The organism is Streptococcus cristatus, assembly GCF_003943465.1.
GTDB classification, from domain to species: domain Bacteria; phylum Bacillota; class Bacilli; order Lactobacillales; family Streptococcaceae; genus Streptococcus; species Streptococcus cristatus_C.
In genome coordinates this window covers 13,583-26,422 of sequence record NZ_RJPR01000005.1, presented here as the reverse complement: position 1 = coordinate 26,422, position 12,840 = coordinate 13,583, and the positions used below count along the sequence as shown (strand labels likewise).

At 47.3% G+C, this 12,840-nt stretch carries 5 protein-coding genes and 1 pseudogene; 2 read left to right on the top strand and 4 right to left on the bottom strand.

Annotated features, from left to right (window positions below):
- The first annotated feature begins 12 nt into the window (after positions 1-12).
- Complete coding sequence (locus tag D8793_RS06515) at positions 13-8,724, top strand: SIALI-17 repeat-containing surface protein (protein ID WP_125371217.1); 8,712 nt, start codon at positions 13-15, stop codon at positions 8,722-8,724.
- Positions 8,725-8,808: 84 nt separating this feature from the next.
- Here the strand turns inward: D8793_RS06515 and D8793_RS06510 are convergent.
- From D8793_RS06510 to D8793_RS06495, 4 genes and pseudogenes are all read right to left on the bottom strand, one after another.
- Positions 8,809-9,600 (bottom strand): annotated as a pseudogene (locus tag D8793_RS06510) (nucleotidyltransferase domain-containing protein).
- A 328-nt stretch (positions 9,601-9,928) separates the two neighbouring features.
- Positions 9,929-10,339: an EVE domain-containing protein gene (locus tag D8793_RS06505; RefSeq protein WP_125371216.1), complete on the bottom strand. Its 411-nt coding sequence runs from the start codon at positions 10,337-10,339 to the stop codon at positions 9,929-9,931.
- A complete protein-coding gene (locus D8793_RS06500; protein ID WP_125371215.1) occupies positions 10,332-10,793 on the bottom strand; it encodes a MarR family winged helix-turn-helix transcriptional regulator in 462 nt (153 codons plus the stop codon). Before D8793_RS06500 ends, D8793_RS06505 begins: the two co-directional genes overlap by 8 nt.
- Before the next feature lie 106 nt (positions 10,794-10,899).
- Complete coding sequence (locus tag D8793_RS06495) at positions 10,900-11,547, bottom strand: metal-dependent transcriptional regulator (protein WP_185761028.1); 648 nt, start codon at positions 11,545-11,547, stop codon at positions 10,900-10,902.
- 203 nt (positions 11,548-11,750) lie between these two features.
- Here D8793_RS06495 and D8793_RS06490 point away from each other — a divergent pair, with 203 nt between their 5' ends.
- Positions 11,751-12,833, top strand: a complete 1,083-nt coding sequence (locus D8793_RS06490) for a DUF3114 domain-containing protein (protein ID WP_260471156.1) — start codon at positions 11,751-11,753, stop codon at positions 12,831-12,833.
- The last annotated feature ends 7 nt before the right edge of the window (positions 12,834-12,840 follow it).

The following is a 12,840-nucleotide window of genomic DNA, read 5'->3' as shown; positions in this document are numbered from 1 at the left end:
AAAGGGAATTTTATGAAAAAAAGAGTCACTGGTGACATATACCAGCGCTATTCTTTTAGAAAGCTGTCTGTAGGTCTAGTTTCCGCTACTATCGGAAGCTTCTTTTTGTGTACGACAATGGGAGGAGGTGTCAACTCTGTCGAGGCAGCGGAAGTATCTGCCAATCAGTCTACCGTCGTTCAGTACCACTATGTGGTGGAGAGCGATCTAACTGAGGCTGAAAAAGCTGCTATTGTGAAGGAACTTCCCAAATTTGCGGAAGAAAATTCGGACGCTTATTATTTGGTTTACCGTCCGACAAGTCAGGAAAGCTTGTCAGGGAAGCTCCCTAAGACAGGCGAGTCAGGCATTTTGGGAGCAGCTTTTGCAGCTACAGGACTGGCCTTGGTTGTTTTAGTGCTGGCACGAGGGAAAAATGGCAAGAGATATCTGTCTTCTATTTTGCTTGTGACAGGCTTGGGTTCTGTGCTTCTGCCAGCTTCTGTTTTGGCAGTCAGCAGTACGGATTTGGCTGCCTATAATCAAAGTCTGACTTTGGCCGTTGGCGATCAGTTGCCAGAACCATTGAAAATTGCTGGCTACCAGTATATTGGTTACCTTAAAAAAGAAGCGCAGCATCAACTGCCTCAAAGAGGAAATTCTCAGCTGCCAGCTCTTCAAAAGGAAGCCTCAGCTAGTCAGCCTGATCAACAGTTGAAAGATTTAGCAAGTCGCCCTAAGCATACTGAAGCTCCGAAAGAGGCGCAGCCTGCTGGCGGAGACTATCTCTCCGAGAAGGAAAGGGAGGAGATTGCTGCTAAAGAAGGACAATTTGCTCGTCAAACGCCAGTTCATGAGCGACCAGAACTGCAATTTACAAGTCAAACAAGGACCCAGACCAAAGAAATTCCCTATAAAACGGAATATCAGTATTCAGATGACTTAGCCGAAGGACAATCTCGAGTGATCCGCGCGGGCATTCCAGGGACTCGCAAGATCGTAACACGCCACTATAGTGTTGAGGGAAAAGTCGTAGAGAGCAAGCAGATTTCCGATCAAGTAACCACTGAACCTGTTTCAGAAGTTGTTTTACTTGGAACTGCAGCAAATAAGGCAGTTCCTAAAGAAGCTCCAATCCATGAAGTACATGAGCTCACTAGTTATGGCACGGTTCCCGATACTGCTCCCGTGCACGAGAAACCCGAGTTGTCTGGATATGGTACAGTTCCGGATAGCGCTCCGGTTCATGAGGTACCCGAGTTGCCTGGCTATGGCACCGTACCAGATGTAGCTCCCGTACACGAGGTACCCGAGTTGCCTGGCTATGGCACCGTTCCAGATACCGCCCCCGTGCACGAGGTTCCCGCGTTAACTGGCTATGGCACGGTCCCAGATACCGCTCCCATACATGAGAAACCTGAGCTCACTAATTATGGCACTGTTCCTGCTAATGCTCCTGTGCACGAAGTTCCCGAGTTAAATGAGTATGGTATGGTTCCCGCTAATGCTCCTGTGCATGAAGTTCCTGAGTTAACTGATTATGGCACTGTTCCAGATAGCGCTCCTGTGCATGAGAAACCCGAGTTCACTGGCTATGGCACCGTTCCAGCTAGCGCTCCCGTTCATGAAGTTCCTGAGCTCACTAATTATGGCACCGTTCCCGATACTGCTCCAGTCCATGAGAAACCCGAGTTAACTGGCTATGGCACCGTTCCGAATAGCGCTCCCGTGCATGAAGTCCCTGAGTTAACTAGCTATGGCATGGTCCCCGATACCGCTCCTGTGCATGAGGTTCCCGAGCTTACTAGTTATGGCACAGTCCCTGATAGCGCCCCGGTTCATGAGCTTCCCGAGTTGCCTGGTTATGGTACGGTTCCCGCTAGTGCTCCCGTGCACGAGAAGCCTGAGCTATCTAGTTATGGTACGGTCCCCGATACCGCTCCTGTGCACGAGAAGCCCGAGTTAACTAGCTATGGCACCGTTCCCGATACTGCTCTCGTGCATGAAGTCCCTGAGTTCACTGCGTATGGTGCGGTCCCTGATACAGCCCCCGTGCACGAGAAATCCGAGTTAACTGGCTATAGCACCGTTCCCGCTAGTGCCCCCGTGCACGAGAAGCCTGAGTTAGCTGATTATGGCACCGTTCCAGATAGTGCTCCTGTGCACGAGAAGCCTGAGTTGTCTGGTTATGGTACGGTCCCCGATACAGCCCCCGTGCACGAGAAACTCGAGTTAACTGGCTATGGCACCGTTCCAGATAGCGCTCCCGTGCACGAAGTCCCTGAGTTAACTGGCTATGGCACGGTCCCCGATACCGCTCCTGTGCACGAGAAACCTGAGTTAACTGATTATGGCACCGTTCCAGATAGTGCTCCTGTGCACGAGAAGCCTGAGTTGTCTGATTATGGTACGGTACTCGATACCGCCCCCGTGCACGAGAAACCCGAGTTAACTGATTATGGCACGGTTCCCGACACTGCTCCCGTGCACGAGAAACCAAAATTAACTGATTATGGTACAGTTCCCGCTAGTGCCCCCGTGCACGAGAAGCCTGAGTTCACTGGTTATGGTACGGTACCCGATACCGCTCCTGTGCACGAAGTTCCCGAGCTTACTAGTTATGGCACGGTCCCAGATACAGCTCCCGTACATGAGAAACCAGAGCTCACTAATTATGGCGCCGTTCCAGATAGTGCTCCTGTGCACGAGAAGCCTGAGTTAACTGGCTATGGCACCGTTCCCGCTAGTGCTCCCGTGCATGAAGTCCCTGAGTTAGAGTTGGTTGCAAAGGATGAAACTCGTGTGGAGAAGATTGCTTTTAACATTGAGGAACAGTATACTGATGAGCTACCTCAGGACGCCCGCCAAATCGTCACTCCAGGTGTGCAGGGTGAACGTACGATCAAGACTCGAGTTTATACTTCCAATGGTCAAGAATTAGCTCGCCAAGAGTTGTCCAATGAGGAAACTTTAGCTCCAGTCACACAAGTTGTCAAAATTGGCACGGCCAAGCCACATATGGTACCGAGCACTGCGCCGCAAGCATCTGCCCTCCCAGAGTATCCGCTGGCCTATAGGGATGAAACTCGAGTAGAGAAAATCGATTTCACCACGCGAGAGGAAGAAACGGATGAACTTGTCCAAGGTGCCCGCCACATCGGCACTCCAGGTGTGCAGGGCGAACGTACCATCAAGATTAGAGTTTATACCTCCAACGGACAAGAGATTGCCCGCCAAGAACTGTCCAACGAGGAAACGCTAGCCCCAGTTACGCAAGTTGTCAAAGTTGGCACGGCCAAGCCACATATGGTACCGAGCACTGCGCCGCAAGCATCTGCCCTCCCAGAATATCCGCTGACTTATACGGATGAAACTCGAGTAGAGAAAATCGACTTTACCACACGTGAAGAAGAAACAGATGAGCTTGTCCAAGGTGCCCGCCACATCGTCATTCCAGGTGTTCAGGGCGAACGTACCATCAAGACTCGTGTCTATAGCTCCAACGGCCAAGAACTTGCCCGTCAGGAACTGTCCAACGAGGAAACGCTAATCCCAGTTACGCAAGTTGTCAAAATTGGCACCGCCAAGCCACATATGGTACCGAGCACTGCGCTGCAAGAGCCCGCTTTATCAGAATATCCGCTGACCTATAAGGATGAAACGCAAGTAGAGAAAATCGACTTCACCACTCGAGAGGAAGAAACGGATGAACTTGTCCAAGGTGCCCGCCACATCGTCACTCCAGGTGTTCAGGGCGAACGTACCATCAAGACTCGAGTTTATACCTCCAACGGTCAAGAGATTGCCCGTCAAGAGCTGTCCAATGAGGAAACTCTAGCCCCAGTTCCGCAAGTTGTCAAAATTGGCACGGCCAAGCCACATATGGTACCGAGCACCGCCCCTCAAGCATCTGCCCTCCCAGAGTATCCGCTGACTTATAGGGATGAAACGCGAGTAGAGAAAATCGATTTCACTACGCGAGAGGAAGAAACAGATGAGCTAGTTCGTGGCGCTCGTCACATCGTCACTCAAGGTGTTCAGGGCGAACGAACAATCAAGACTAGAGTTTATACTTCCAACGGTCAGGAAATTGACCGTCAAGAGTTGTCCAATGAGGAAACGCGGGCAGCAGTTGCTCAGCTTGTCAAAGTTGGCACAATAAAACCGCACATGGTACCAAGCGATGCACCGCAAGTGGAAGCCTTGAAAGAGTTCGATTTGATTTCGCTTCATGATTTACTGACAGAAGCAGAGCAAATCAAGGCTCAGGCTCGTTATTTTAACGATAGTCAAAGTCGCCAAGCAGCTTATGATACTGCTTTGGCGGCAGGTCATACGCTTCTCAATCAGTCACAAGCCAGCCAAGCAGAAGTCAATCAGCTGGTGGACCAAATCAATCAAGCCAAGGCTCAGTTACAGGGGCTTGAAGTAGACAAAACACGCTTGCGGAATGAATATGATTTGGGCAGCACAGTGCAGACGACTGTCCAATACAAGAATGCTGATGCAGATAAGAAAGCAGCCTATACAAACGAATTGGCCAAGGCAGAGGGAATTCTGAATAATCAAACCGCCACACAAGTGCAGATCAATCAAGCTTTTGCCAGCCTGACAGCAAGCAAGACGGCTCTAAATGGTGTGCCTAAGGTCAAGCCGACATTTTCGATCTTAAGTCTGACAGAAAATCCAGAGGACAAGTCGGTCACGGTTCAATACAGCTTGGAAGACAAGACAAAATCCTTGCGCTCAGCGACAGCTGAATTGTACAAGGGAGACCAGCTTGTTCGCTCGCTTCCGATTGCCAATGTGGCAGGAAGTCTGAAGATTGACGATTTAGACTACTATACAGGCTATACTTTGAAAACCAAGCTGACTTATGAGCTTGATGCTGGCAGCCTGACTGACCTTGAAAAAGATAGCCGCAACTTTGAGTTGCAATACAAGAAGATTGCCTTCCGCGATATTGATTCGGCAGAGTTTTACAGAAAAGAAAAGGATCAGTTCAAGCGTGTCGTTTCCATGAGCGCTATACCTACGAACCTGTCTACCTACTTTGTCAAAGTCAAATCAAGTGAATCTAAGGAAATGCTCCTGCCGGTTCACAGCATGGCAGAAGGCCAGAAGGATGGCAAGGCTGTCTACAAGGTAAGGGTCTCTCTGCCTGAGCTAGTGCAAGAGGGCGAAACAGGCTACAAGTCTGGCTATGACTTCTATATCAGCAGGGCAGTGCCTAGTCAGCAAAATGTCTACACGAGCTTTGCTGGTTTGGTAGATGCCATGAAGAAAAATATGGCTGGCAACTTTGTTCTAGGAGCCGATTTGGATGCGAGCGAGGTCAGTCTGGCACCTGCGGATTATGTCTATCTCCGAGGAAACTTCACAGGCAGTCTGACTGGTAATCACAATGGCAAGCAGTATGCGATTTATAATCTAGCCAAACCTTTGTTTGAAAACCTCAAGAGCGGTTCCTCTATTTCTAATTTGGACCTGAAAGAGGTCAATATTGTCGGAACCTATGACTCTGCTGCCTTGGCCCGTAGTGCAGATAATGCGCAAATCACGGATGTTTCTGCTCAAGGTAGAGTGTCGGTAGTGGGCAATGCTTCGCAAGTGGCTGGTTTGGTCGTTGTTGCAAGCAATAGCCAAATCACCAACAGCTCCTTTACAGGAACTATCCAAGCCAATGACAAGCAGTACAAGGCCTATAATGTCGGCGGTTTGGTTGCCAACCTCAAGGGAGGAAATTCCTTGCTCAGTCAGAGCAGGGCAGATGTGACCATTCTGGCAGGTGCTCGAACAAACGAACAGCGCTTCGGAGGTCTGGTTGGTCGCTTGGAAGATAATGCTCGCATCAGCCGTTCTTATGTGACTGGAAAGATCCAAAATTCCACGAAGAACGGTCAAATCGGGGGAGTGGTTGGTTCCAATTACTTCAACGGCTTGATTGACAATGTTATCAGCAATGTCAGCGGTACAAATGTCTACAGCATTTCTGGCGACCAAGATTACAAGAATGATCGTATCAGAGAAGCCTATGCCGTTGAAGGAAATGAAACTCTAGGCAATGATCAGTTTGTCACATCTACTCTAACCTTGGACGAGGCTGAGGAGAAACTGGCGAGCCTAGACATTAGAACCACGTTAGAAGACAGCAATCTCAACCTCTACACTGTTGACTACAGCAAGGAAAAGAATGCTCGTGAAGACCGCCTGATAGCCTATGCCAATATGGAAAAACTCCTGCCATTCTATAATAAGGAAACCATCGTTGCCTACGGCAATAAACTTCCAGATAATCACAAGCTTACTAGAGAGTATTTGCTGGATGTGGTTCCGATGAAGAGCGACCAGATGATCACCGATATCCATAGCAACAAGACTGCGATTAACCGCCTGATGCTGCACTTTGAGGATAAGACGGTTGACTATCTAAATCTGACCTATAAGGGAGACTTCAAACATCAAGCTATCGCAGAGTATGCTGTGAATGGTTTAGACCTCCTTTATACACCAGAAGCCTTCCTATCAGACTATAGCAGAGTGCTTAATCAAGTGCTACCAGAGTTGAACAAGGTTGTCCTTGACTCACCAGCTATGCGAACTGTTTTAGGTGTGAATACGGATGCTTCTCTGGATGAGCTCTATCTGGACACAGCCTTTGAGCAAGTCAAGACCAAGCTAGCAGAAGAGTTACGCAAAGTTCTGGCTATGGACAAGTCCATCAATACTGAAGGCGATGTTGTAGCTGACTATGTAGCTCAGAAGATTACAGCCAATAAGGAAGCCTTCCTGCTTGGTCTGACCTATCTCAACCGTTGGTATAATATCAACTATGACAAGACCAATGTCAAGGATTTGTCGGCCTATAAGTTTGATTTCTTTGGTAATCATAAGGCTTCGACGCTAGACACCATCATTGCACTCGGTCAGTCTGGTTTTGAAAATCTCAAGGTCAAGAATAACCATCTGGCTTACGATAACTCGCTCTCTGAAGCAACTGGCAAGCGCGGTCTCTTCAACTATCTGGAAAGCTATCGCCAGCTCTTCCTGCCCGACAAGAGCAATAACGAATGGCTCAAGACCAATACAAAGGCCTATATCGTTGAGGCCAAGTCGGATGTGCCAGAAGCCAGACAGCTTCAGGATGCAGCCGAGGGCAAGAGCAAGTATTCTGTCGGCGTTTACGACAAGATTACTGCGGACAATTGGGAACACAAGGGCATGCTACTGCCGCTCTTGACCATGACTGAGAAGGGCGTCTATGCTATCTCCAATATGTCCACTGTCTCCATAGGGGCTTATGATCGCTATCGCCTTGATGCCAATAACAGGGTGCGAACAGATGCAGAATTGGTTGAGTATGTCGAAGACCGAGTTAGAAAGTCAGCTGAATGGCAGCGTGACCACTATGATTTCTGGTATAAGATTTTAAGTCCTGAAAGCAAGGACAAGCTCTTCCGTTCTGTTCTGGTTTACGATGGGTTCTCATTGGTTGACAAGGATGGTAAACGATATTGGGCTCCAGCTAATGACAAGAAATCACTAGCTATGCAGGAATTCTTTGGACCAGCCGGCAAGTGGTATCCAAGCAAGGGATACAATGCTTATGCTACGGGAAGTGTCACCCACTTTGATGCTGCTCGTTTGTTAGAAGACTATGGTAACTCCGTCTACACCCATGAGATGACCCATAATTCCGATGGTTCTATCTACTTTGAAGGTTATGGTCGCCGCGAAGGACTGGGGGCTGAGCTCTATGCGCGTGGTCTCTTGCAGTCTACACCAAGTCCAAATGAGCCTACCATTACCCTCAATACCCTCTTCAAGACGGACAAGGACTCTAAGACGCGGATGCATACCTACAACTTTAAGGAACGTGTCCAAAATGCGGCAGATTTGCAGCACTATGTCCATGGTATGTTTGACATGATTTACACGTTGGATTACCTAGAGGGGACTTCGATGGTCAAGCAGAGCGATACAGCCAAGCTCCAGTGGTTTAGAAAGATGGAGAATTACTATATCACAGATAAATATGGTAAGCAGACCCATGCTGGTAACCAGACACGCAGCTTCACTGCTGAGGAAATCAAGAAGTTGACCAGCTTTGAATCCCTGATTGACAATGATGTCATCACCCGTCGGGAGAATAAGGATAGCGGACAGTATCCGCGTAATGGCTACCTCAGTCTCAGCCTCTTCTCGCCAATCTACTCAGCCTTGAGCAATCCAAATGGGGCGCCGGGAGACGTCATGTTCCGTCGTACAGCCTATGAATTGCTGGCAGCCAAGGGCTACCATGAAGGCTTTGTCCCTTATGTCTCAGGGAAATTCTCCGAAGAGGCTGCTGCGGAAGGTAAGACGACCTGGGATGGCTGGCTCAGGAGAGACGTTGGTCTGGTGACAGATCAGAAGGTCTTGGAAAATGTATTCAAGGGAGAATATGCTTCATGGGCGGCCTTCAAGAAGGCCATGTACCAAGAGCGGATTGACCAGCTAACCAAGCTCAAACCAATCACCATCGAGTACGAACTCAGAAATCCAAGCAGTACCAAGCAAGTAACCATTCGCTCCTATGCAGAGATGCAGAAACTGATGGATGAAGCAGTCGCAGAGGATGTGCGCAACATTACCAATGCGACAAATCGTGTTGAAGCTAGCTGGGTCAACCTGCTCAAGAAGAAAATTTACAACGCCTATCTTCGTGAGACAGACGACTTCAGACAGTCAATCTTTAGCAAATAAGCCTCAACTTACTTGACGAAAATAGTAAAAAGCTCATGAACCAGCTGAAAAGCTGGCTTCATGAGCTTTTTATCTGTTGAAATTCTAGATGGATGCTTCAATCAATTGCTTAAGATTGTCTAGTAGGCTGTCCAAGGCTAGGACCGCTTTCTGTTGCTGGTCTGGCTGGTAGAGATGTTGGAAGTAGTCTTGGACATTAGTCTCAAAATCCCGAGGCAGGCGGGAGCAATTTTCTTTGGCATACTGGAGCATGCGCTTTTCGCCTGGATGGAGCTGCTCATTGAGGGCAAAGAGGGCATCAAAGTAAGAGGCGAAAAACTCGCTGCTGCGGTGATTGATGCTGAGCAGATCTTGGCGTTTGAGGGCTTTTTTAATCTGCCTTGAAAAAGCTGGCATAGCTTGGTCAAGAAGTAGGAGCTGCTTACTGATGATATTCTTTTTCAGCTCAGCTGGCTAGGGCAGGCTGTACTTGCTCTGGAGAGCAGCATAGCGGCCGTCTCGATCGTAGAGAATCTTGCTGTGAACCAGATTGTACCACATACAGGTAGTGTAAGAATTCTGGGCTTGATGCTCTAAAACGACAGTCTGCAGGTCTTGGTCAAAGTCATCCAGCGAGCGGTAAATCAGCTCAATCTCGATACCATTATTGAGGACGCAGTCGTCTTCCAGTTCCCAAAATTGATTGCCAATTTCCATATAGGAGCAGTACTTGCTGAGGATTTCCTGGCGGATGGCTGGCGCGAGAGGAGCGCTCAGGTAGACATAGACATCATAGTCTGAATCTTGGTCAAAATGTTGGCCGGCTCGTGAGCCTCCTAGAGCCAGAGCTTCCACTTGCTCCAGTTGAGCCAATTCTTTAAAGAGATTTTGTGGCATAATTTGTCCTTCTTAATTTTTTGACATCATTCTAGCAAAAAGTGAAAAGGTTTGCAAGGGGGTAAATGGGATCTTTTCTTTCTTTTAAAAAACTTGATGAAGTGGAAGTGTCTAGAGTATTATTTTGATCAGAAAAGCCTTGGTCTTTCTAGGAGGTTTGTGATGTGATTTGGTTATTTTCTATACATCTTTCTATTGATTTAATTTATACTTTTCAGTAAGGTAGATAAGATTTTTTCATTGAAAAGACTCCATAATTCCTGCTAAAACAATTATAGAGCATATGATATCGGATACGAAAAATAGGAGGTCGGGATGTCCCAGCCTCCTATTCTCCCTTCATCTGTTCAAAGACATAGAGAAAAAATTCTTTCGAAACTTCAAAATGTCCATAGCGCAGTTGGGAAGCGTATTGACGCCATTCGGGATGTGGCCGTACTTGCTCGATGGGGCAGTCTTTGACAGGCTGATAGTAGCTGACGTCACGTCGAAAAGGGAAGAAATCTTCAAACATTTCTACTTGATAGGCTGTGTCATCTAGAATTTTGCCAACTGCTGTAAAGGCCTGCAGCTTTTCCTGACCATTCAGCTGATACTTGGGGCTGTAGTACAAAAGGTAATCTCCTTTTTTCATTCGGTTCAGCGGTGCTTTCTTTCCATGGCAGACTTGGCAAAAGCCTCCCTCTACACCTCTTAGGACGTGTTCTTTTGATACGACACCAATCCAAAATCTAGTCATTTTCTGCCTCCAGTTTGATTAAAAGTTGATTGAATACTTCCGTTTTATTTTCTAATTTTCCAAAGAATGCCTGATCAATGCTTTCTACTAGAGGAAGAGCTTGGTTGACCTTTTGCAGCCCCATATCCGTTAGGAGTATGATGTTGGCACGGCTGTCCTTGGGATGGACTTCCCGCATGATCAACCTTTTCTTGACCAAGAGGCGGATGATTTGGGATACGGTCATGACATCCATGTCAGAAAATCGGGCAATATCGGTCTGATTCACCCATTCTTGCTGACGCAGAAGCGCTGCAAGAGTGGTCAGAACGACAAACTGAGGATGGGTTAAATCAATGGTTTTCAGCTCATTTTTAATCAGCCCATGCCACTTGTGGTAGGCGCGGATAAAGAGCAGACCGGTTGATTTTTTATATTCATCCTTGTAGATGGAGTTAAACTGCGATGTTTCCATTAGCTTTCCCTCTAGATATTTTGTAAGTACACTTATTATATCCTGACATCTTATTTTTGTCAATAAAAAACCCAGTTTAGACTAAAAAGCCTGAACTGGGTTCTGTTTATAGTTTTTCCACATAAATCTGCTGGGCAATCATAGGGCTAACTTGGATTGCTCGGCCGTCCACTTCTAGTTGATAAAGCTGGCTGTAGTCGTCATACTGGAGGAAATTGATTTCTTGGTCTATGTTCAGATTGTGTTTTTCCAGATAAGCCAAAAGCTCAAAGTCGTCGTGGACACGGCGGATGAGGTAGCCACCAGGCTCCTGAGCGGAGGCTAAAGTTTGATGGTATTTTTCTTTCAGCAGCTGGTGTTTGGCTGGGATTGTGCCACCATGTGGGCAGGTCTCTGGGAAATCTAGCATTTTTTCCAAGCCTGCGACAAAGCGTTCAGAAACGGTATGTTCCAGAATTTCGGCTTCCTGATGAATTTCGTCTGTGGTGTAGCCTAGCTTTTGAACCAAGAACACCTCAATCAATCGGTGCTTGCGGTAGAGGTCAGAGACCAGCTGCAGGCCTAGGTTAGTCAGCAGATAGCCCGCCTTTTTGTCCTTGATTAGGAGTTCTTCAGCCAGCATTTTCTTCATCATCTCCGTCACGGCCGGCGGAGAAACCTGCATGTGCTGGGCGATTTCTTTATTGGTGATTTTTCCCTGGCGTGTGCCAATCTCGTAAATACATTTTAAATAGTCTTCTTTATTTGGCGTCATCTTTTGTCCTCGTTGTTTTCCTAAGACTAGTATAGCAAAAAATGCTGGAAGAATACAATTTGAGGCCGAAAGTTCCATTGTACGTTGACTTTTAGCTGAAATTTTGGCATATTTAGAGGTAAATAGGAGAGGTATCGAAGGCTGCATGAGCCTGTTAGCGAAGCCTTGAAGGGTGCTGAAGAAATTTCATATGATGGATGTGGATGGTGATGAAAGTAGAAATCAAGCAATACTGCCTAGAATTACAAGCGCTCGGCTGGTCTCAAGCTGCTCTTGACAAAGTTTTTCTGACAGAAATGGCGTCATTATCGTATGAATCAGCCCGCCAGAGTCTTTTTGAGGAGGCCTTCCTATTTGGCAGTCCCCTCTTTCAGAAGTTATGGTCTTTTGAATGCCGAGCAGCCCATCCCCAGCAAGCTGAGAAATTGTTAGAGCTAGCTATGCTCTATATGGACATGCCTGACGAACTGAGTGGGGAAGCAGCAGAAATCACCAAACTGCTCTCGCGCATGCATCCGAACTTATCGCCACACGCTCCCTTTTGGCACCAGTTTTCTCAAACGATTCGGCAGGCTTTTTCTCCAGCAGACTTTATTGCAGACAGTGGCAATCAAAGGTTAAAAGGTCAGTTGCACCAGTTTCGCTACATCATTTCCAGTCAGCAGGCCCAATGGGTCAGACAGCATTTCCGTAAGTCGGGGATGACAGATGGCCAGGCTCTCCTAGCCTATTTTCAGGCGCATCCTGACCTAGACTGCCAGCTCTGGGAATCTTCGCGGCTGCACAATAAAGCCTTTGTCAATAAGGACAAGGTGATCTACCCAGACCATCAGCCCTATCAGGCCAATATCAAGATTCTCCATCGTTTCCATACCGAGTTTATTCTGGATAGGGAAGGGCGATTTCTCAATATCCTAGATCCAGAAAAGAGCAGTCAAAATGGGCTAGTCAATGGAGCTAGTTTTAATTACGGGGAGAAACCCTCGCTGTTCAATCATAGTTCCCATTATTACTACGATGTCAAAAGTCCAGCCCAGTGGGATCCCCAGTTTCGCAGGCTGGCGATCCGAAATGGCGGGCAAGCCTTCAAAGCCCCTCAGAATAATCGAGGATCGGATGGTTACCATACGGCTAAGGGTTGCTATGCGATTGCGGGGAAAAGCGTTAAAAGTCAAGTTGATGCCCAAGTAAAAGATTTTGAAAAATCATTAGCCGAAAAGTTAAAAGGACAAGCTTATCTCAAATATTTATGGAATAAAGTGAAAAATAAATATCTGAGATTATAGAAATGAG